This is a genomic window from Thiocystis violascens DSM 198 (assembly GCF_000227745.2).
Taxonomy (GTDB): Bacteria; Pseudomonadota; Gammaproteobacteria; order Chromatiales; family Chromatiaceae; genus Chromatium; species Chromatium violascens.
Genome location: NC_018012.1, coordinates 481,873 through 502,395 on the forward strand (window position 1 = coordinate 481,873; position 20,523 = coordinate 502,395).

Here is a 20,523-nt window from a genome sequence, read left to right on the forward strand (position 1 = left end):
GATGAACCGGCGCGCGGGTGCATGCTGCTGCTGGTCGAGATGTGTTCCCCGCGCTCGCGGGGATGAACCGCTCGGCGGGAATATCGGCAATCGCATAATCGTGTGTTCCCCGCGCTCGCGGGGATGAACCGCGAAGTGATGAAGGATGGCGAGTAGATCGGCGGTAAGTGTTCCCCGCGCTCGCGGGGATGAACCGCCGGATTGATGGACGTGGCCACCGTCGCGGCGGTGTTCCCCGCGCTCGCGGGGATGAACCGGTGGCGAATTCGAGAGGGTTAGGCGGCTGAGGGTGTTCCCCGCGCTCGCGGGGATGAACCGAACGAGGGTGCTTACCCGGATCGCATTCTGATGTGTTCCCCGCGCTCGCGGGGATGAACCGGCGCTTGGCGGAAACGTTTTCAAGGAATCCGGGTGTTCCCCGCGCTCGCGGGGATGAACCGACTGGCGAGACCCATGTATTTACCGGATCAAAGTGTTCCCCGCGCTCGCGGGGATGAACCGGCCGGGGATCGCCGCGCAGGCGTCGCGAATCGGTGTTCCCCGCGCTCGCGGGGATGAACCGACCGAAGCCAGCACCGAGGAGATGGCCCGCTTGTGTTCCCCGCGCTCGCGGGGATGAACCGGCCCCTAGGGGAATCCGATGAAAACCACCGCCGTGTTCCCCGCGCTCGCGGGGATGAACCGGACATGGTGCGGGAAAGCGTTTCTGGGTGCTGGTGTTCCCCGCGCTCGCGGGGATGAGCCGCCGCGCAGCTCCACCTGAACGAAGTCGGCGACGTGTTCCCCGCGCTCGCGGGGATGAACCGACCCCGCGACCGGCGAAACCCACATGGCCCTCGTGTTCCCCGCGCTCGCGGGGATGAACCGTTGTCTGCCGCCGTGAGCGCGGCGGCAATCTCGTGTTCCCCGCGCTCGCGGGATGAGCGTTGAACGACGCCGAAGAGGTGCACCGCGAACATCGTGTTCCCCGCGCTCGCGGGATGAACCCTTGCGTATAACGAGATGGGTTCAATCCTGGCCGGGCGCGAGATAGCCTTTGCAGTTCAATTGGATCGGAATCAATGACGTGGCGTCCAGCCGGATGGCGGTGAGTGCGCCTCCCCAAAGACAGCCGCTGTCGATTGCCCAGACGTTGTCTTCCTGACGGTAGCCCAGGGTCGACCAATGGCCGAAGATGATGCGGTCGGACCGGGTCTTTCTGCCCGCGGCCCGAAACCAGGGGACGAGTCCGACCGTATGGTTTTCGAGGCTGCCTTTTTCGGTCAGGGCCAGGGTGCCATCCGGCTTGCAGAAACGCAGACGGGTCAGACAGTTGGTGATGAAACGCAGCCGCTTCAGGCCGGTTAGATCAGGTGACCAGCGGTCTGGCTGATTCCCGTAGAGGTCGCGTAGAAAGTCCTGATAATCCGTGCCGCGCAGCACTGCTTCCAGTTCGCCCGCGCGGACTTGCGCCTCCGCCAGATCCCATTGGGGCGGCAGGCCGGCATGGATGAGGGTGAAATTCCGTTCCGGGTCATGGTGGAGCAGTGGGCGATGACGGAGCCAATGCAGGAGTTCGTCGCGATCCGGGGCTCTCAAGACCGCCTCCAGGGTACTTTTTTTGGCGTGCCTGGAATTGCCCGCGGCGAGTGCGAGCAGGTGCAGGTCGTGATTGCCCAGCACGACGAGCGCGGCCTCTCCGAGATCGTGAACGAAGCGCAGAACCTTCAGGGAGTCCGGTCCCCGATTCACCAGATCGCCGACGAACCAGAGCCGATCGACCTGCGGATCGAAGGCGAGTCGGTCGAGCAGTGCCCTCAGCTCAAGATAGCAGCCCTGGAGATCGCCGATCGCATAGGTAGGCATAATCGTGCTGGATCGATGAGGTTAAACAAAGCGTTCCGAGGCTGACATTGCATCCGTTCATGGTTCGACCCTTCGACGGGCTCAGGACTCACCACGAACGGATGCAATGTCACCACGAACGCGGGTATGCGCTTTTCAGGAAATCACCTTAGAACCGCGTCCATCAATATAATGACGACGCCTTTCAAGGCCGGGCGCGGCGGCGTCAATGAATGCTCGTCGTGGAGATCAGCGAAAATGCCGGTATCCTGGCCTCGAAACGGATCCCGTCATCGTCGACCATCCCATAACTGCCGTGCATGCTGCCCAGTGGCGTCGACAGGACGGTGCCGCTGGTGTATTGATAACGTTCGCCTGGGCGCAGATGCGGCTGCTCGCCGACGACACCTTGCCCCCGTACCTCCTGTGCCTGGCCGTCGGCGTCGGTGATGATCCAGTGCCGGTCCAGCAGGCGGGCGGGCTCGTCCCCCTGATTCTCGATGGTGATGGTGTAGGTGAAGACGTAACGGCCTTCCGAGGGGGAGGACTGGTCAGGCTGGTATTGGCTTTGCGTCACGATTTTGATCGAAAATTCTTTCACCTGAGACTCCATTGCGGACAAGCGGATCGGAAAGCGCGATAATACCTATTCGATGTCTTCGCGTAATCCATCCATTCGGATTATTCAGCACCTTTCTAATTATTTGATAGGGTTGTATGCTGTTCTTAAAGTTTACTCGAAGTGATGGCCGCGATGCTGATCCCCTCTAAACCCAGTCGCCGGAAACCGGATCCCTTTTTTTTGCTTGTGGTTTTTGTCGCCATCGGGATGTTTGCGACACTCGGCTATCAGGTGGCGATCTACTCCGTGGCGACGGATAATCCGCTCGCGACACAGACGCCTCGGCCCGCGGAGGTGGGCGGCTGACCGTGCGGGCCGTTCGCTGTTGTTTATCCTGACGCACTTGCGCTTCGATCACCTCAGATCTGGTTGACGTCTATGTCTGATCCGCTGTTGTCCGACAGGATTCGGATTGCCGTTGTCGGTGTTGGCTATCTGGGGCGTTTCCATGCGCTGATCTATTCGCGTCTGTCAGGAGTCGATCTGGTCGGCGTGTTCGACACTGATCGCGCGCGCGCGCGATCGGTCGCGGCGGAAGCCGGTTGCGCGAGCGTTGAGCGCATCGAGGATTTGTTCGGTAGGGTCGATGCCGTCAGCGTCGTGGTTCCGACCACGGCGCATCTGGACGCCGCCGCACCCTTTCTGTCACGGGGGATTCATGTCCTGCTCGAAAAACCGATCGCTCCGACGCTGGCCGATGGCGCCGAGATCGTGCGTCTGGCCGGGGCGCATGGCGCAACGCTTCAGATCGGCCATGTCGAGCGGTTCAACGCGGGCGTCATGGCGCTCGCCCAACGGATCCGTTCGCCGCTGTATATCGAGGCCCAACGCATGGGCGGCTTCGTGGAGCGGGCGACGGATGTGGATGTCGTCTCCGATCTGATGATCCATGACATCGACATCATTCTGTCGCTCGTGGACGCGGAAATCGGGAGCATCTCCGCGGTCGGCGCGTCGGTCCTAACCGAGCATGTGGATATTGCGAATGCCCGTCTGGAATTCGCCAACGGAACCGTCGCGAATGTCGTTGCCAGCCGCGTCTCGGAGAAGACCACCCGGCGGATCCGGGTCTTTCAGCCGCGTCGGTATCTCTCGCTGGACTTTGTCGAGCAAACCATCGACATCGCCGAGCCTCGTCCGGTCGATGGCGCCATTCGCCCCGAGATCGCTCGCCAGCGCATCCAGGTGGAGCCGATCAAGCCTTTGGATCTTGAGCTTGCCGAATTCGTGCGGTGCATCCGTGAAGGACAACCGCCACTGGTGGACGGCCGGATTGGGCTGAAGGCGCTGGAAGTGGCGCTGGAGGTGCGCGCTCGGATTGCGCAGTCCAGCGAGACTGCAGGGAGAGAAGCTGGACGATGATGGCGAGGGCCGCCGCTCCGGTCGCGGTCCGGCGTCAACGAATCCAGAGATGACAATGACGGCTAAGCGGTCTCCTTATCGACATCTTCCGCATCCCCGAATTTGATCCCGAGCAGGCAGCGGCCTTCGGCTGGGTGCGGGTCGATCCAGACCACCGAACCGACACAGGAGGTGACGCCTGACCAGCCCTGGGCATCGCACTCGAAAGCAAGCAGCAGCCGTGTCTTCGTCGGATACGGCCGATCAGACCAGATCCGCATTCCTCCCGCGCTAATGTCGCACGACACACTGTCGTAGCTGCATCCCGCCGTGCCTGCCAATTGACTGTTGATCGGCTGTAACTGAACCTCGCAGCCGAGCGGGGCGCGAGGATGTTGGCGGCGATTGTCGAATCCAGTGGTCTGCATCGGTCACAATCCAAGGTTGAAGGTGCAGGCGAGCAATCAGCGTGCAGTATAGCAGGCTCTTGCCAATTGTTGTCTGACGCCGCGAATCAAGTCCGGGCCCTCAGGTGTCGCGGGCGGATCCCGAGCGCGAGCAAGGCGGCAAGATAGACGAAACCGCCAAGCGCGATCCAGGTCAAAAGATGCCGGATGCGCTCGCCCGAGTCCATTGCGATCCAGCGCGCGGTGTCGTCGGCGCCGAGATGAATGACGCACCCCATGATGAGGCTGGCGGTCAGACCTCTGGCCAGGAGGACGATCCAGCCGGCTTGCGGTCGCAGGATCCCGTCTTTCAGCAGGCCGCGCAGGAGCAAGCCTGCATTGAGCATGGCGGCAATGGTGGTGCCCAACGCAAGACCCGCATGACCCAGCGGAATCATGAGGATCAGATTGCAGCCCAAGCCGACCAGCAGGGCGATGGCGGCGATGCGCGCCGGGATTTTCATCTCCTGGCGCGCATAGTAGCCGGGTGCGAGTACCTTGATGCCCATAAAGCCGATAAGGCCAAGCGAGTAGGCCATCAGGCTGTGGCTCGCCATCGCTACGTCATCGGCGTTGAATTCGCCGGAATGAAACAGGGTTGCCATCAGTGGGCCAGCCAGAACCAGCAGCCCGACCGCCGCGGGGACGCCGAGCAACAGGATCCAGCGTAACGCCCAGTTCAGGGTCTCGGAGAACGATTCCGGATCGTTCGCGGCATGACGTCTGGACAGGCGCGGCAAAATAACGGTGCCGAGCGTGGCCGCGAGAATCCCCAGCGGGAATTCCATTAAACGGTCGGAGTAATAGAGCCAGGAGATGCTGCCGGTCGTCAGAAAGGAGGCCAGAAGGGTATCCAGCAGGAGGCTGATCTGGGCGACCGAGACGCCGAACAGGGCCGGTCCCATCCGCCGGATCACCTGCCCGATGCCTGGATCCTTGCGTGTGAGTCGTGGACGAGGTAGCAGATCGAGTTGCGCCAGAAATGGAAGTTGAAAGGCCAACTGGATCATGCCCGCAAACAGCACACCCCATGCTAGCGCCATGATGGGCTGTTCCATGCGCGGTGCCAGCACGATTGTGCAGCCAATCAGCGACAGGTTGAGCAGCACCGGGGTGAAGGCCGGGATCCCGAAGCGTTCGTAGGTGTTCAGGATGCCGCCGGCAAGGGCGGTCAAGGAGATGAACAGCACATACGGAAACGTCAGCCGCAGCATGGCCGTCGCGAGTTCCCACTGGGCGACGTCGTGCGCGAAACCGGGGGCGAAGATCAGGATCAGCACCGGCGCGCCGAGGACGCCGAGCGCCGTGATCAGAAGCAGGACGGCGCCGAACGTGCCGGCGATGTCGTCGACGAAATGCTTGAGTGCCGGGAAGCCGTGCGTTTCGCGATACGCGTTGAGGACGGGCACGAAGGCCATCGAAAAGGCCCCTTCGGCGAACAGTCGGCGCATGAAATTCGGGATCTTGAAGGCGACGAAAAAGGCGTCGGTGCCCGCATCCGCGCCGAACGCGTGTGCCACGACCAGATCGCGGGCAAAGCCCAGAATGCGCGAAAGCAGGGTGTTGCCGCCGACCTTGGCGAGCGAGGCCGCGAGTGATGCCAAGGATTGGGGTGCTCCACGGGAAAGCGGCGATTATACGGCTGGCCGGGGTTGGCGGCGATGGCGGGCAAGGAGATCCTCATCACCTATCAGTTACTCACGGGCATGAAAAGCGGGCAACGGGAGGTCGTTTTGAAGGCACCGCTTCAGACGGCGCAGGCCGCGCGTGAACCACGAGACCAGGCTACGATAGAGTTTCCTGAAGCTCCAATGCGCGGGGTCGTTCTGCGCCTGGACTTTTTTTCGAGTGGTGTCGGATCGTTCAGCCCCTCGTCTCGGCCGGCGCGAACACACCAGTACATGGCCAAGGCCATGATGAGCACCAGTCGCTCCAAACGCTCGGCATGCTGGAGTTGCGAATCCTCCAAGTCGAAGCCCCGGCCCTTGACGTCGGAGAACATCGGTTCGATGGCCCAGCGAGCAGCGTCGTCAAGCACGCTTGCCCGTGTCGGGGCGGCGTCCATGGCAATGATCCACGGCTCGGGGTGGCCATCCTCGTGCAGGATCCCGAGGTTCGTGATCACCCCCTGCGCAAACAGGCGCACACCGGTGAAGTAACGTTCCGTCACCCCGTGTGCCAACGCGCCCGTCGTCGTCTCATCGCCCTGCCCGGTATCCGTTAGCACGTTGCTCTTCAGGCGCAGCCGGTCGCTCCAGCCCCGGGCTTGGAGCCACCCGAACAGGCCCGCCGACGGATAGAACCGGTCCGCCGATAGCAGCACGCGCGCCCCGGACGGCAGCCAGGCCAGGAGCGGCTCCAACACCACCTGCTGGCCCGCGAAGCCGAGATTGGCCGCCCCTTCCTCAGCCCGCCACGCCAGCGGTATCGCGCGATCACCCACCCGCAACGCCACCATCAGCAGCGCCATCCGATCACCCAAATCGGTTTGGTCCAGGCTCAACAACACCGTCTGACCATGGCTGGCCGCCTTCGCCAACTCCGCTCGTGCAAAGGGCTCAATCACCATTCCCGGACCCAACCGCGGATTCTTCAGCAAACGCCTCAGCCATTGCTCGCGCATGTCCTGCCGCTCGGTGTCCAAGGGCAGCAGATTGGCCAACTCCACCGTGTTCGGGGTTTGGCCTTCGATCATCGCCCCGACCGCCAACGCCAGCTTGCTCACCACCGTCTTGCGCAGACGCGGGTGCACCTCGCGCAGCCCGCACGCCACTTCATCAGCCAATCGTTTGACGCTTCCCATGATCCTCAATCACCTCAACATCGACTGAGCGGCAGTTTGCCAGAATGTGATAGGTGATGAGATCTCAATACAACCAAAAACACAATGCTTAGGTTGAGCCTAACCTGCACGGAAAACGTACAAGCGTAGCGTTCAGCCGTTCGTGGCGAGCCACGCGGCCCTCACAGGCAGCAGTTCTACCCCGGATGTTTCATAAACCTGTGGGCAGGTCCAGAAACCCCCCGGTGTCAGGATAGAAGTCGCCTCCCTTTTGGGAGGCGACTTCTATCCTGACACCGGGGGACACCGTCTGACCATGGCTGGCCGCCTTCGCCAACTCCGCTCGCGCAAAGGGCTCGATCACCATCCCCGGACCCAACCGCGGATTCTTCAGCAAACGCCTCAGCCATTGCTCGCGCAGATCCTGCCGCTCGGTGTCCAAGGGCAGCAGATTGGCCAACTCCACCGTGTTCGGGGTTTGGCCTTCGATCATCGCCCCGACCGCCAGCGCCAGCTTGTTCACCACCGTCTTGCGCAGGCGCGGATGTACCTCGCGCAGCCCGCGCGCCACTTCATCAGCCAATCGTTTGACGCTTCCCATGATCCTCACTCCACTCAACATCGCCTGAGCGGCAGTTTGCCAGAATGTGATAGGTGATGAGCAAGGAGATCAAAGAATTGACAATCGGCCCCAATTCAGGAAGAATGCTCGGTCTTAAAGTTTTGGATAAAAATTCAAAAACCGGATTTTCAGGAGACCCAGTTGGCTAACTCAGTACAAGCCCGTAAGCGCGCCCGTCAGGCCGAGGTCCATCGCCAGCGCAATGCCGCGCAACGCAGCACCCTGCGCACCTTTATTAAGAAGGTCATCAAGGCGATTCGTTCGGAAGATAAGGAAGCCGCAACCCAAGCCTACAAGGACGCCGTGCCACGGATTGATCGCGCCGCGCGCAAGGGTTTGATCCACGCCAATAAGGCGGCGCGCCACAAGAGCCGTCTCAACGCTCATATCAAGGCAATGGCCTGATCGAAAAAACCGGCTTCTAGCCGGTTTTTTTATGTCGTCCATGTTTGCGCTCGATCAGGTTTGCAAGCGTTACGGACAGGCGACCGCCCTTGACGGGATCACGCTGACATTCGAGCGGGGGCGAACCACCGCGCTGATCGGACCCTCGGGGTGCGGCAAATCGACTCTGCTGCGTTTATTGATCGGGCTGCTGACTCCCGACGCGGGCAGCGTCCGCTTTGACGCTCAGCCCCTGGAGGCGGCAAGCCTGCGTCGTCTGCGCCAGCGGATGGGGTATGTCATCCAGCAGGGCGGCCTGTTCCCGCACCTCACGGCTCGCCAGAACGTAACCTTGATGGCGCGTCACCTCGGCTGGTCCCAGGCGCGCATCGCGCCGCGCCTGGCGGACCTCACCGCACTGACCCACTTCCCGGCCGACGGTCTGGACCGCTTTCCGAGCGAACTCTCCGGCGGTCAGAATCAGCGCGTGGCCCTGATGCGCGCGCTCATGCTCGACCCGGAGGCGCTGCTGCTCGACGAGCCGCTCGGCGCCCTGGACCCGATGATCCGCTACGAGCTTCAGGAAGAGTTGAAACAGATCTTCGCGACCTTGGGCAAGACGGTCGTTTTGGTGACACACGATTTGGCCGAGGCGGCCTTTCTCGCTCACGCCATCGTCCTGATGCGAGCCGGGCGGGTCGTCCAGGCCGGGTGCCTGACGGATCTGATGACCGCGCCCGCCGAACCTTTCGTCGAACAATTCATCCGCGCCCAGCGCAGCCATCTGACGGAGGGGGTCTTTTGACTGCTCGCCGCGCATGGGCTTTTCTCGGCGTGCTGTCCGCCCTGATGCCGCTGCTTGCCGGTTGCGGCCGGACTGGCGACGAGGTCGTGATCGGCAGCAAGAAGTTTACCGAGAGTGTCGTGCTTGGGGAGGTGCTGAAGGATCTGGTCGCCGATTCCGGCATGCCGGTGCGTCACCGTCGCGCGCTCGGCGGCACCCGGATCCTTTTCAATGCCCTGGCCAACGGCGAGATCGACGCCTATGTCGAGTACACCGGAACCCTGACCCATGAAATCCTGGCCCGTGCCGAGCCCCAGGATGAGGCGGCGCTCGTTGCCCGCCTGGCGCTGGATGGCATCCACATGGCTGGCTCGATCGGTTTTCAGAACAACTTCGCGCTCGGCATCCCGGAGTCCAGGGCGGCCGCCTTGGGGATCGCGAACATCTCCGACCTGAAGGGCCAACCGGATCTCCGACTGCGCTTTGGCAGCGAGTTCATGGATCGCGACGATGGTTGGCCGGGGCTGCGCGATGTCTATGGACTGCCGCAGCGCGATGTGCGCGGCGTCGAACACGAGCTGGCCTATCGCGCGCTTGGCGCTGGAGATGCCGACGTCACCGAGGTCTATACGACCGACGCCGAGATTGCCGCTTACGATCTGCGAACCCTCGTCGACGATCAAGGTTATTTCCCGCGCTACGATGCCGTGCTGCTCTACCGGGCGGACCTGGAGCAGCGCTCGCCCCTGGCGGTGGCGGCATTGCGGCGCAGTCTCGGTCTGATCGACGCGGAGCGGATGATCGCGCTGAATGCGGCGGTGAAAATCGATGGCCGCGCCGAGGCCGAGGTTGCCGCCGACTGGCTGCGCACCCGGTTCGATCTCGCGGCCGCCGCCCCGACCGAGGGCCGCGCCGCACGCCTGCTACGCTATACCCTTGAGCACGCGATGCTGGTCGGCGTGTCGCTTCTGGCGGCGGTGGTCGTGGCCGTGCCGCTCGGCATCCTGGCCGCCTACCGCCGCCGTCTGGGGCAGTCTCTGCTTGCCCTGGTCGGCATCCTGCAAACCATTCCGGCCCTGGCGCTGCTGGTGGTCATGATCCCCTTTCTCGGGATCGGCGCGGGTCCGGCCCTGGTGGCGCTGTTTCTCTACAGTCTGCTGCCGATCGTTCGCAACACCCATGCCGGTCTCGTTGGCATCCCAGCCACCCTGCGCGAGTCCGCCGACGCCTTGGGGCTGTCGGCTGGCGCCCGTCTGTGGCGGATCGAACTGCCGCTGGCGCTGCCAACCTTGCTCGCCGGTATCAAAACCGCGGCCGTGATCAACATCGGCGCGGCTACGCTTGGCGCACTGATCGGCGCCGGCGGGTATGGTCAGCCGATTCTGGCCGGCATTCGGCTCGACGACACGGGTTTGATCCTGGAAGGCGCCATCCCCTCGGCGCTGTTCGCGCTCGCCGCGCAATGGCTGTTCGAGCGGGCGGAGCGGGCGGTGGTTCCGCGCGGGATTCGCAGCTAAACCGCGTCCAGAGCGAAATGCGTAATTTTCGTTATGTGTTCAATGATGTGGATTTCAGCGACATCAGGTAGAGACGCGGTTTAGAAATTTATATTTTTTAACCCAAGTTGCTACCCAGCGAGATTCAGAAGAGGAAGTTGAGGCTGCAGGCCAGGATAAAGAATGCCGTCTTGAGTTCAAAACCGGCAGCGGTCACGCTGTGGATATGCTTGGGTAGCAATCGCTCGATGAGGCTCCCGGTCGTTTCCACGGCATGACGCGCGGAGGACATCAAGTACGTCAGCGCCGGTTCGTGGGGACGCTTGGAGTTTTTCTTGCGGAGCGGCAGCAGATGCAAACCTGCTTCCTTCAGGAGATCCTCATAGCCATAGTCGTTATAGGCTTTATCGCCAGTGATCGTCGCCTGAGCCGGGAGATCGAAGGCATATTGTTTCAATGCTTTAGCATCGCTGTCCGCGCCGGGTGTCAGAAAAAACTCGATGGGTTGTCCTTGAGCAGTGACCATCAGGTGGATTTTGACTCCATAGAAGTAGCGGTGTTTGCTCGCCTGGTAGCCGCGCCAGGCTTCGCCTTGATAACGACGACAGCGACGAATCCGGATGTTGTCGCAGACGGGGAGCGGAAAGCTGTCGACGATATAGAGACGCTCGGTGTTCAATTGATGCCCGAGGCTGGCCAAGACATGAAACAACGGCATCACGAACGGTTCGCAACGATGGAGACGGCGCACGAAGCGACTCGCACTGAGCCGATGTGGCAGATAGCCCGTTTCATGCAAGAACCGATGTGCCCGTTTGAAGCATCCGCCAAACTCGAGGGCAGCGACCAACGCGGTGGTGAGAATTTCCGCGTCGGACACCTGACACTGGGGGTCTTCACGATGACCGAGTGCTTTCAACAGATCGTCACAAAAGCAGTACACGAATATAATTTGTGTATCCATCGGGGTTCCTCGCCAGTCGTTGCGCAGTAGGGGTACTCACAACGCTAGCAAACTCCGATGGACGCCGATCCATCAAGGTGGCAACTTGGGTTTTTTAATATTTTAAACCGCGCCCCACCGGGATGTCCGTCATGGCGCAAAAGCTGGAGAAAGCCACAAAACGACGTTTTTCGCTCTGGGCGCGGTTTAAGAGAGCAATCAGTGCGCTGGCGGTCGCCCCGTCGAGGTTTGGGGACGATACGCGAGCGCCAGCAGGAGCGCTCCGGCGAGGATCATGGGGAGCGTCAGCAACTGCCCCATGGTGAGCCAGTCGAAGGCGAGGTAGCCGATGTGGGCATCCGGCAACCGCACGAATTCCACCATGAATCGGAATGTCCCGTAACCGAGCAGAAACAGACCCGAGACGGCCATCATGGGGCGCGGTTTGCGGGAGAAGAACCAGAGGATGAAAAACAGCGCGAGTCCTTCCAGCGCCGCTTCGTAGAGTTGCGAGGCATGGACCGGCGGACTCCAGAGGGCGTCCCGCGCTTGATCCAGGCATTGACCTGGAAATTCGTCACAGGGCAGGCGCATGCCCCAGGGGGCGTCGGTGCGATGCCCCCACAGCTCTCCGTTGATGAAATTGCCGAGCCGTCCGGCGAGGAGCCCCGGCGGGACGAGCGGAGCCAGAAAGTCGGCGACCTGGAAGAAGCGTATCCGCTGTCGGCGCGCGAAGTAGAGGATGGCCAGCAGGACACCGATCAAACCGCCGTGAAAGGACATGCCGCCTTCCCAGACCTTTAAGAGATTTAGCGGGTTGGCGAGGATCTGGTCGAAGCCGTAGAAAAACATGTAGCCGAGACGTCCGCCGGCGATGGTGCCGATGACGCAATAGAAAATCAGGTCGTCCACCATCTCGCCGGTCCAGCCGGAGCCCGGTCGCGAGCCGCGCCAGCGGCCCAGCGTCCAGGCCACGGCGAAGCCGACGAGATACATGAGACCGTACCAATGGACCTTGAGCGGTCCAATGGCCAGCGCGATGGGGTCGAGATCGGGGTAGGTCAACATGGGTGCGGATGGTATCACTGTGATATGACAGGGTTGAAGTGATCGTCAGAGTCGATCTGACTGCCTCTGTTTATTGGGATTTCGCAACAGAACATAGACTGCGCCCGTGCCGCCGTCGCGTCGGGTGGCCGAACAGAAGGCCAGAACCTGATCGTAGAGGCGTAGCCAGTAATTGACCTTCTGCTTGAGCACCGGCTGATTGTCCGAGGAACGATGCCCCTTGCCATGGATGATGCGCGCGCACCGGACATGACGATGGCCGCACTCGGCAAGGAATTCGGCGAGGAGTTGCCGGGCATGCTCGGCATGCAGACCATGCAGATCCACCTCCAGCCCCACCTCGATCGCGCCGCGTTGCAGGTCGGCGATGACGCGGCGTTGAATGCCGGGGCGGACAAACAGGAGGAAGTCGTGCGTTTCGACTTCGGATTCGGACAGGGTGGCGTTCGCGTCGTCTTCCGGCGGCGCGATGTGGCGCGGGCGCGGAATTGGCGGCGGCTTGGGGCGATAGGTCGCGACAGCGTCATGCCGCAGCGGCGCGGCGTCCCGGACCTGCTCGCGAAACAAGTCCAGGTCGGCCTCTTGGATTTGCTTCTTCATGACGGGTGGCGACCGCGGTGTGCAGAACTTGGCACCGGAGTATATCAGTGCGGGCGTTGATTCAGCCGGGATGCTTGATGGGTTTCTATTGGGTATGATCCCAGGAGCATTCCCTGCTTTTATCGCCGTCTTCGGAACGCATGACATCCTATGAAAATCCTGGTCAGTAACGACGACGGCTATCAATCGCCGGGCTTGATCGCACTTGCCAGTGCGCTGGGTCAGCTCGGAGAGGTCGTGGTGGTCGCGCCGGAGCGCGACCGGAGCGGCGCCAGCAATTCGCTGACCCTGGATGTGCCGCTACGGGCAACGCGCACGGCGAATGGCTATATCCGAGTGGATGGAACGCCGACCGATTGCGTGCATCTCGCCCTGACGGGCTTGTTCCAAACCGACCCCGACCCCGATCTCGTGGTCGCGGGGATCAATCACGGGCCAAATCTAGGCGATGACGTGCTCTATTCCGGGACGGTCGCGGCGGCGACCGAGGGGCGCTTCCTGGGCCTGCCCTCGATGGCGGTGTCCATCGTCTCGCATGAGCCCAGGTACCTGGCGACGGCGTCCAGAGTCGCCGTGCGGCTGGTCTCTCGATTACGCGAGCATCCGCTGGAGTCCAGCATCATCCTCAATGTGAATGTGCCGGATCTGCCGTACGAGGATCTTAAGGGATTCGTGGCAACCCGGCTTGGGCATCGACACAAGGCGGAGCCGGTGGTGATGGCGAGGGATCCCCGAGGCCGGACGATTTACTGGGTCGGCCCCGCGGGACCGGAGCAGGATGCCGGACCGGGAACGGATTTCGATGCCGTGCGTCATGGTTTCGTCTCGATCACCCCCTTGCAGGTCGACCTGACTCGCCACGCCGCGCTAGAGACGCTTGGCCATTGGTTGGCGGCCAGAGGATGATTGAGGTGACGATGGATCCAGGGATCGGGATGACCTCCCTGCGCACACGGAAACGGTTGATTCTCCGTCTGCGCGAGGCCGGGATTCACGCGCCGGAGGTGCTGACAGCGATGCGGGATCTGCCGCGGCATCTGTTTGTGGACGAGGCGCTGGCGAGCCGGGCCTACGAAGATTCGGCGCTGCCGATCGGTCATGGTCAGACCATCTCTCAGCCCTATACCGTCGCGCGCATGACGCAATCGCTGTTGGAACGCGTCAGGCCGGATACGGTGCTTGAAATCGGCACGGGTTCGGGTTTTCAAACCGCCGTGCTCGCCTCCATGGTGCGCCGTGTCTACAGTGTGGAACGCGTGCGCGAATTGCTGGATCGCGCGCGGCAACGGTTGAGTGCTCTCAAACAGCGAAATATTCGTTTTCTGCTTGGCGATGGGTCGAAGGGCTGGCTTGACTATGCGCCCTACGATGGCATCCTGGTGACCGCCGCGCCACGCGGAGTGCCGCGGCTGCTGGCCGAGCAACTGGCGCCGGGAGGAGTCATGGTGCTGCCGATCGGGGATGCCGCGCGGCAGATGCTGGTGCGAGTCACCAGGGTCGGGGATGGATTCGAGCAGGAGATGCTGGAAGCGGTGAGTTTTGTGCCCTTGCTGATGGGAATTTCCGATTCGGTATCGGAAGGATAAGCGGGTTGATGGGTGTTTCAAATAGGCGCGTTCTCCTTGCCCTTTGCCTGATTGTTTGGTTGCCGTCGATGCTTGGCGGTTGCAGTAGCACGACTCCGGCGCCAGTGTATGGTTGGAATTGGCGGGGGCCGGTTCCCGAGGGATTTTACCTCGTGCGCACGGGCGACAGCCTGAGTCTTGTCGCGCAGCGGCTCGGCATCAGCGCGCGCAAACTGGCGAAATGGAATGGACTGAAGCCGCCCTACGTCATCTATGCGGATACCTTGCTGCGCGCGGCACCGCCGGATCCAGCCAGTCCCAGGCGGATCGCCGGGGCGGCGGTCGCGCCCGAGAAAAAATCCGATGCCGCGGTGCGCCCCAGCCGCGGCCATGTCCAGACGCCCAGAGTCTCCGCCAGCAAAAAAAGCAGAGAGCTAAAAGATAAAAACAAACCTGGCAGCCAACGTGAATCCTCCGAAATTGCCTGGGCATGGCCCTTGAGCGGTCCATTGATTCAGGGGTTCCATGCCGGCGATCGCACGCGCCAGGGGATCCGCATTGGCGGGCGTGCCGGCGAGGCGGTCAGAGCCAGCGCGGATGGCCTGGTGGTGTATAGCGGTGGTGGACTCAAGGCGTATGGCAACCTTATCATCATCAAACATAACGACAACTATTTGAGTGCATACGGCTTCAACCGCTCGCTGTTCGTTAAGGAGGGGGATCGCGTCACGGGCGGTCAGGCCGTGGCGGAGGTTGGTCAAGGAGCCGAAGGAACCCATCTGCTGCACTTTGAGGTCCGCCGTCACGGGACGGCCGTTGACCCGATCGCTTACCTGCCCGCGCGAAACTAACCCCGCCCGACTGGGCGGAGGGAGATGTGGATGCCAATCGCCGAAGACCTGGAGGCAAACGAGAATTCGTCGGATCTCGACAGCGAATCGCTGCTCTTGCTCAATGAGGATTCCGAACTGATCGAGGCGGAGGAGGCTGTCGAGGTTGAGGTCGACGCGGTCGAATCCCCGGATCGCATTGAGCCCCGCGGCGAGCGCTTCAGCTCGGGAGATGGCGATTTCGATGCCACCCGGTACTACCTCAACGAAATCGGCGCCTCCAAGCTTCTGACCGCCGAGGAAGAGGTTTACTTTTCGCGCCTGGCCCAGGGGGGCGACAACGCCGCCCGTCAGCGCATGATTGTCAGCAATCTCCGGCTCGTGGTGAAGATCGCCCGTCGTTATCTGAACCGCGGTCTGCCGTTGCTCGATCTGATCGAGGAAGGCAATCTGGGCCTGATCCGGGCGGTCGAGAAATTCGACCCCGAACGCGGATTTCGCTTTTCCACCTATGCGACCTGGTGGATCCGCCAGACCATCGAGCGGGCGATCATGAACCAGACCCGCACGGTGCGTCTCCCGATTCATGTCGTCAAGGAGATCAACCTCTATCTCAAGGCGGCGCGCAATCTTGGGCAGCGGCTCGACCACGAGCCCACCACCGAGGAGATCGCCAGCCTGCTCGACAAGCCTATCAGCGAAGTGAAACGCATGCTGGGGCTCAACGAACGCATCTCCTCGGTCGATACGCCGTTCAGCAAGGATGCCGACAAGCCATTGGTGGATATGCTGGAAGACGAAGCGGCCAGCGATCCGGCCGACAATATCCAGGACACCGACATCCAGACCAATCTCGAACATTGGCTAAACAAGCTCAACGACAAACAGCGCGAGGTGGTGGAACGGCGTTTTGGATTGCACGGTTATGATTATTCGACGCTGGAGAGCGTGGCCCAGGAACTTGGCGTGACCCGCGAGCGCGTCCGCCAAATTCAAATGGACGCACTGAAACGTCTTCGGGATATCCTGGAAAAAGAAGGATTTTCAGTCGAATCCTTTTTCAAGTGAGACGAGGACTGTTTCCGTGGTTGTCCCCAATCCAAGTGGGCGCTTCTGTGGATAAGCTGTGCGATGGATGGGTAACAGACTGACTGGGAAGCCTGATCCTGTAACTGGTCAGGATTTGACCACTTTGCCGCCCGCCACCCTCGGAAAAATGCCACTTCCTGTACCGCTAATGGTCTTGCTCCAGCGATCGAGGTCAGGCTCCAAGAAACCGTCCAGCAACGATTTCCCGAATCGGCGAAACCGACGGCCAAGTCGCCCGCTTGCGGGCGACGCCGATACAGGGGAAAGTGTTGATGGATGGCTCCTAAGCATAGGCCGGCGCGAAGACCCTCTCGGGATCTTCCACGGGGCCGCTGTCTCCCCAATACGGTGAGAGTTTGCGCAGTTGCGCGACGATCGGCGGAACCGCCGCAATGACCCGCTCGACCTCGTCCATGTTGTTGTAGCGCGAGAGCGAGAAGCGGGTGGTCCCGTGCGCCGCAGTGAAGGGAATGCCCATGGCGCGCATCACGTGCGAGGGCTCCAGCGAGCCGGAGGTGCAGGCCGAGCCGCTCGATGCCGCGATGCCGAGCTTGTTCAGCAGCAGCAGAATGGCCTCGCCCTCGATGTACTCGAAGGCGATATTGCTGGTGTTCGGCAGGCGGTTGGTCGGATCGCCGGTGACGAAACAGTTGGGCACGGCGGCGAGGATTCCCTGTTCCAGCCGGTCGCGCATCGCGCGCACAACGGTCTTTTCGGACTCCATGTGCTCCAGCGCCATCGCGCATGCCTTGCCGAGTCCGACGATGGCCGCGCTGTTCTCGGTGCCGGCGCGCCGTCCGCGTTCCTGATGACCGCCGCGCAGCAGTGGGCGAAAACGGGTATTGCGACGCAGATAGAGCACGCCGATCCCCTTGGGCGCGTGCAGCTTGTGCCCGGACAGCGACAGCATGTCGATGGCGGTGTCCTTGAGATCGATCGGCAGCTTGCCGACGGCCTGGACCGCGTCGGTGTGGAAGAGGACGCCAGCGGATTTGGCCAGCTCGGCCATTTCCTGCACCGGAAAGAGGGTGCCGGATTCGTTATTGGCCCACATGACCGAGACGATCGCGACCCGGTCGGAGAGCAGATCCATGTAGGTCTGCATGTCAAGCCGGCCCTTGCCGTCCACCTTCAGGTAATGAACCTTATAGCCGTCCTTCTCCAGATGTTCGCACACCGAGAGGATCGCCGGATGTTCCACGACCGTGGTGATGATCTCCTTGCGCTCCGGCTGTGCCTTGAGCGCGGACAGGATGGCGGTGGAATCGGACTCGGTTCCGCAGGAGGTGAAGACGATCTCGGAATCATGCTCGGCTCCGAGCAGCGCCTGGACCTGTTGGCGGGCCTGCTTGATCGCCATTCCCACCCGGTTGCCGAATTGATGCAGCGAGGACGGATTGCCGAACTGCTCGGTGAAATAGGGCAGCATGACCTCCACGACCTCGGGGGCGACCATGGTGGTGGCGTTGTTATCGAAATAGATGCCTTGGACGGGCGGGGAAGTGGTCATGGATTTCTCTCGCGATGAACTGGGAGCGCCGACTTGCCGTCGGCGCCTGGGGTCGTCGGCATGTGGTCGACTGGCGCGATTGGCGGCGACATATCGCCGATCGCTCTAGTAGCCGGACGATGCGACCTGGCGAAGCGAAGCCTGCTTCATGCATCTCGTTGTCGTTGTCGTTATTCTCCGGAAAAGCTCATACCCACTTTCGTGGTGACATTGCATCCGTTCGTGGTGAGTCCTGAGCGCAGTCGAAGGGTCGAACCATGAACGGATGCAATGTCGGCCTCGGAGCGCGATTTCCGCCCGTCCTTCGACCCTTCGGCTCCGCTCAGGACTCAGGACGAACGGAAATCAGTAAAGTCATTCCCGTAAATCACCTTATGTTCCAGGAGCTTCCTTAATGTCTCTGCGCCGCCGCCGGCAACACCCGCACGAATTCGCCCAGATCCTCGACGATGCGCTGCTGGATGCCTTCGAGCGTCGTGGAGGCCATCTGACAACCCACGCAGGCGCCGGTCATGTTCACGTAGACGTTCTTGCCGTCGATATCGACCAACTCCACGTCGCCATGATCGCGCTGAAGATTGGGCCGGATGGCCTCGATCGAGCTTTCGATACAGCGGATGCGTTGCAGGTTGGTCAGCTTGCGGCGGACGGGCGCCGGTTTGGTGGCCGCGCCGGTGGGCGCGAAGGTCTTGCCGGTTTCGGCCAGCACGCGCGTCAGGATCTCCTCGATCTCTTCGTGACAAGCTGAACAGCCACCCCCGGCCTTGGTGTAATTGGCGACATCCTCCACCGTGCTCAGTGCGTTGGCGCGGATGGTGTGCTCGATCAGCGCCGAATCGACGGCGAAGCATTTGCAGACGAGCGCGCCTTCCTCGTGATCGTCCTTCCAGACCTCGCCGCGATAGTTTGCGACGGCGGCCTGAAGCGCCTCCCGGCCCATGACCGAGCAATGCATCTTCTCGGGCGGCAGGCCGTCGAGATAGTCGGCGATGTCCTGATTGCTGACCTTCAGCGCCTCGTCGAGCGTCATGCCTTTGATGATCTCGGTCAGGGCGGAACTGGAGGCGATGGCCGAGCCGCAGCCGAAGGTCTGAAAGCCCGCTTCGAGGATAACCTCGGTTTCCGGGTCGACCTTCAGGGTCAGACGCAACGCATCGCCGCAGGATAGCGAGCCGACATCGCCGGTCGCGTTGGCCTCGGCGATGGCCCCGGCGTTGCGCGGGCTAAAAAAGTGTTCCTGGACCTTTTCAGAATACTCCCACATGGCTTGTCTCCGGTCGCGTTGGCTTGAGCGCGCGGCGTCAGGGCCGGCGCGTGGCTTGAGTCTTGCTTTTGTCGATACAGAGAATTCAGCAAACTCTATGCCACGGCCAGTTTCACAGGCAGGGCGCTGATTCATTGATAATTTTCAAGGCGACGCCGATTCGCTTGTCATTTCCGGAACAAGCGAGGGCGGTCCTCTGGTGACAAACCCGACAACAGGAGTCGACGATGATGATCGAATTGAGCCAACTGAACCCCGGCGACATGGTCTATGCGACCGCCGATATTCGCAATGACGGCGGCATCCCGGATCTCCCCGAGGATGCGCTGATCGCCCGCGCGGGGACGCGCGGGGTGATCGTCAACATCGGTTATCTGGAAGCGGAGCCGAGCCGGGAATTGTTCCTGGTGCGCTTCGAGGGTAAGGATCTGGTACTGGGGCCGCCCACGGGCTGTTGGGCGGAGGAACTTGGCGCCCAGCCATCGGCGGAGCTTTAAGCTATCCTTCACCGCCGCGCGACACCCGCGCCAGGATCCAATCCAGCGCGCGGGTCGGCAAAATGCGTTTCAACGTTCCGAACAGATGCGTCGGAAGGGTGACATAATAGCGGGCTTGCGGACGCGGACTCTCCAGAGCGTGAACGAGCTTCTTCAGCACCGCGTCCGGCGGCAGCGTGAAGGGTTGGGCGGGTCCGGCCTTGGTCAGACGCGCCTCGGCCCGGCGGTAGGACTCGCGGTGCGGGCTGCGTTCGCGGTCGATGTTGGCCAGAAAGGCGCGGTGCGCATTGTCGCGAAAATGGCTGAGGATCGGGCCGGGCTCGATCAGCGAGACGCGGATGCCGGTGCCGCGCAATTCCAGCCGCAGGGTATCGGTCAATCCCTCCAGCGCGTATTTGCTCGCCACATAGGCACCGCGATAGGGCAGGGGCATGAAGCCCAGGATCGAGCTGTTCTGGACGATACGCCCATGACCCTGACGGCGCATGATGGGGATGACGTGACAGGTGAGGTCATGCCAGCCCAGGAGATTGGTCTCCAGTTGGGCGCGCAGAACCTCGCGGCTCAGATCCTCCACCGCGCCGGGCTGTCCGTAGGCGCCGTTGTTGAAGAGCGCATCCAGCCGACCGTCGGTGAACTCCAGGGTTTGCTCGACGCCCGCGCGGATGCTGGCGGGATCGTCCAGATCCAGCCGGATCGCGGTCAGACCCTCGCGCGTAAGCCGGGCGACGTCCTCGGGGCGACGCGCGGAGGCGATGACACGCCAGCCGCGCCGCGCAAGTCCTTGCGCGCAATGATGACCGATGCCGCTGGAGCAGCCGGTGATGAGGATGGAACGGAGGTTGGTCGAGTGCAT

At 62.0% G+C, this 20,523-nt stretch carries 21 protein-coding genes and 1 CRISPR repeat array (1 of these 22 only partly in view); of the genes, 9 read left to right on the forward strand and 12 right to left on the reverse strand.

Going from position 1 to position 20,523, the window contains the following annotated elements; all coding sequences use genetic code 11:
* Positions 1 to 867: direct repeats of the CRISPR family, unit length 29 nt; unit sequence GTGTTCCCCGCGCTCGCGGGGATGAACCG; it begins 1,728 nt to the left of the window's first position.
* A 141-nt stretch (positions 868 to 1,008) separates the two neighbouring features.
* A complete protein-coding gene (locus THIVI_RS02255) occupies positions 1,009 to 1,845 on the reverse strand; it encodes a symmetrical bis(5'-nucleosyl)-tetraphosphatase (protein ID WP_014777028.1) in 837 nt (278 codons plus the stop codon).
* Between the two features lie 205 nt (positions 1,846 to 2,050).
* Complete coding sequence (gene apaG, locus THIVI_RS02260; protein WP_014777029.1) at positions 2,051 to 2,425, reverse strand: Co2+/Mg2+ efflux protein ApaG; 375 nt, start codon at positions 2,423 to 2,425, stop codon at positions 2,051 to 2,053.
* A gap of 399 nt (positions 2,426 to 2,824) precedes the next feature.
* On the opposite strand from apaG, the gene THIVI_RS02270 reads away from it, so the two are divergent.
* Positions 2,825 to 3,808, forward strand: coding sequence for a Gfo/Idh/MocA family protein (locus THIVI_RS02270; RefSeq protein WP_014777031.1), 984 nt, complete (start codon positions 2,825 to 2,827; stop codon positions 3,806 to 3,808).
* A 62-nt stretch (positions 3,809 to 3,870) separates the two neighbouring features.
* Here the strand turns inward: THIVI_RS02270 and THIVI_RS22470 are convergent, their stop codons facing one another.
* The 4 genes from THIVI_RS22470 to THIVI_RS02290 form a co-directional block, all read right to left on the reverse strand.
* On the reverse strand, positions 3,871 to 4,215 hold the full coding sequence (locus tag THIVI_RS22470; RefSeq protein ID WP_014777032.1) for a PilZ domain-containing protein: 345 nt from the start codon (positions 4,213 to 4,215) through the stop codon (positions 3,871 to 3,873).
* Between the two features lie 86 nt (positions 4,216 to 4,301).
* Positions 4,302 to 5,837: a murein biosynthesis integral membrane protein MurJ gene (gene murJ, locus THIVI_RS02280; RefSeq protein ID WP_014777033.1), complete on the reverse strand. Its 1,536-nt coding sequence runs from the start codon at positions 5,835 to 5,837 to the stop codon at positions 4,302 to 4,304.
* Between the two features lie 143 nt (positions 5,838 to 5,980).
* Positions 5,981 to 7,036, reverse strand: coding sequence for a transposase (locus THIVI_RS02285; RefSeq protein WP_014777014.1), 1,056 nt, complete (start codon positions 7,034 to 7,036; stop codon positions 5,981 to 5,983).
* Between the two features lie 190 nt (positions 7,037 to 7,226).
* Positions 7,227 to 7,616: a hypothetical protein gene (locus THIVI_RS02290; protein ID WP_014777034.1), complete on the reverse strand. Its 390-nt coding sequence runs from the start codon at positions 7,614 to 7,616 to the stop codon at positions 7,227 to 7,229.
* Positions 7,617 to 7,778: 162 nt separating this feature from the next.
* Between THIVI_RS02290 and rpsT the strand changes: the two genes are divergently transcribed.
* Genes rpsT through THIVI_RS02305 form a run of 3 tightly spaced genes read left to right on the forward strand, consistent with a single transcriptional unit; the run spans position 7,779 to position 10,322 of the window.
* Positions 7,779 to 8,042, forward strand: a complete 264-nt coding sequence (gene rpsT, locus THIVI_RS02295) for a 30S ribosomal protein S20 (RefSeq protein ID WP_014777035.1) — start codon at positions 7,779 to 7,781, stop codon at positions 8,040 to 8,042.
* Between the two features lie 31 nt (positions 8,043 to 8,073).
* Positions 8,074 to 8,826 carry an ATP-binding cassette domain-containing protein gene (locus tag THIVI_RS02300; protein ID WP_245537357.1) on the forward strand — a complete coding sequence of 251 codons (753 nt, stop codon included), beginning with the start codon at positions 8,074 to 8,076 and terminating at the stop codon, positions 8,824 to 8,826.
* The gene (locus THIVI_RS02305; protein ID WP_014777037.1) at positions 8,823 to 10,322 is read left to right on the forward strand and encodes an ABC transporter permease/substrate-binding protein; all 1,500 of its coding nucleotides are present in this window, start codon (positions 8,823 to 8,825) and stop codon (positions 10,320 to 10,322) included. The genes THIVI_RS02300 and THIVI_RS02305 overlap by 4 nt, the downstream gene beginning before the upstream one ends.
* A gap of 124 nt (positions 10,323 to 10,446) precedes the next feature.
* On the opposite strand, the gene THIVI_RS02310 is transcribed toward THIVI_RS02305, so the two are convergent.
* The 3 genes from THIVI_RS02310 to THIVI_RS02320 form a co-directional block, all read right to left on the reverse strand.
* On the reverse strand, positions 10,447 to 11,265 hold the full coding sequence (locus THIVI_RS02310; RefSeq protein WP_014777038.1) for an IS982 family transposase: 819 nt from the start codon (positions 11,263 to 11,265) through the stop codon (positions 10,447 to 10,449).
* 198 nt (positions 11,266 to 11,463) lie between these two features.
* The gene (gene lgt / locus THIVI_RS02315) at positions 11,464 to 12,312 is read right to left on the reverse strand and encodes a prolipoprotein diacylglyceryl transferase (protein ID WP_014777039.1); all 849 of its coding nucleotides are present in this window, start codon (positions 12,310 to 12,312) and stop codon (positions 11,464 to 11,466) included.
* A 45-nt stretch (positions 12,313 to 12,357) separates the two neighbouring features.
* Positions 12,358 to 12,912, reverse strand: a complete 555-nt coding sequence (locus THIVI_RS02320) for a Smr/MutS family protein (protein ID WP_014777040.1) — start codon at positions 12,910 to 12,912, stop codon at positions 12,358 to 12,360.
* 150 nt (positions 12,913 to 13,062) lie between these two features.
* On the opposite strand from THIVI_RS02320, the gene surE reads away from it, so the two are divergent.
* The 4 genes from surE (at position 13,063) to rpoS (ending at position 16,375) form a co-directional block, all read left to right on the forward strand.
* Positions 13,063 to 13,818: a 5'/3'-nucleotidase SurE gene (gene surE, locus THIVI_RS02325; RefSeq protein ID WP_014777041.1), complete on the forward strand. Its 756-nt coding sequence runs from the start codon at positions 13,063 to 13,065 to the stop codon at positions 13,816 to 13,818.
* A gap of 11 nt (positions 13,819 to 13,829) precedes the next feature.
* Entirely contained in the window at positions 13,830 to 14,498 is a 669-nt protein-coding gene (locus THIVI_RS02330) for a protein-L-isoaspartate(D-aspartate) O-methyltransferase (RefSeq protein WP_014777042.1), read from the forward strand.
* A gap of 152 nt (positions 14,499 to 14,650) precedes the next feature.
* On the forward strand, positions 14,651 to 15,328 hold the full coding sequence (locus THIVI_RS02335; RefSeq protein ID WP_245537358.1) for a peptidoglycan DD-metalloendopeptidase family protein: 678 nt from the start codon (positions 14,651 to 14,653) through the stop codon (positions 15,326 to 15,328).
* 30 nt (positions 15,329 to 15,358) lie between these two features.
* On the forward strand, positions 15,359 to 16,375 hold the full coding sequence (gene rpoS / locus THIVI_RS02340) for an RNA polymerase sigma factor RpoS (RefSeq protein ID WP_014777044.1): 1,017 nt from the start codon (positions 15,359 to 15,361) through the stop codon (positions 16,373 to 16,375).
* Between the two features lie 304 nt (positions 16,376 to 16,679).
* Here rpoS and nifS read toward each other — a convergent pair whose 3' ends face one another.
* Positions 16,680 to 17,906: a cysteine desulfurase NifS gene (gene nifS / locus THIVI_RS02345; RefSeq protein WP_014777045.1), complete on the reverse strand. Its 1,227-nt coding sequence runs from the start codon at positions 17,904 to 17,906 to the stop codon at positions 16,680 to 16,682.
* 391 nt (positions 17,907 to 18,297) lie between these two features.
* Positions 18,298 to 19,170: a Fe-S cluster assembly protein NifU gene (nifU, locus tag THIVI_RS02350; protein WP_014777046.1), complete on the reverse strand. Its 873-nt coding sequence runs from the start codon at positions 19,168 to 19,170 to the stop codon at positions 18,298 to 18,300.
* 227 nt (positions 19,171 to 19,397) lie between these two features.
* Here nifU and THIVI_RS02355 point away from each other — a divergent pair, with 227 nt between their 5' ends.
* Positions 19,398 to 19,667, forward strand: a complete 270-nt coding sequence (locus THIVI_RS02355; protein WP_014777047.1) for a nitrogen fixation protein NifZ — start codon at positions 19,398 to 19,400, stop codon at positions 19,665 to 19,667.
* Position 19,668: 1 nt separating this feature from the next.
* Here the strand turns inward: THIVI_RS02355 and THIVI_RS02360 are convergent, their stop codons facing one another.
* Positions 19,669 to 20,523: an SDR family oxidoreductase gene (locus THIVI_RS02360; RefSeq protein ID WP_014777048.1), complete on the reverse strand. Its 855-nt coding sequence runs from the start codon at positions 20,521 to 20,523 to the stop codon at positions 19,669 to 19,671.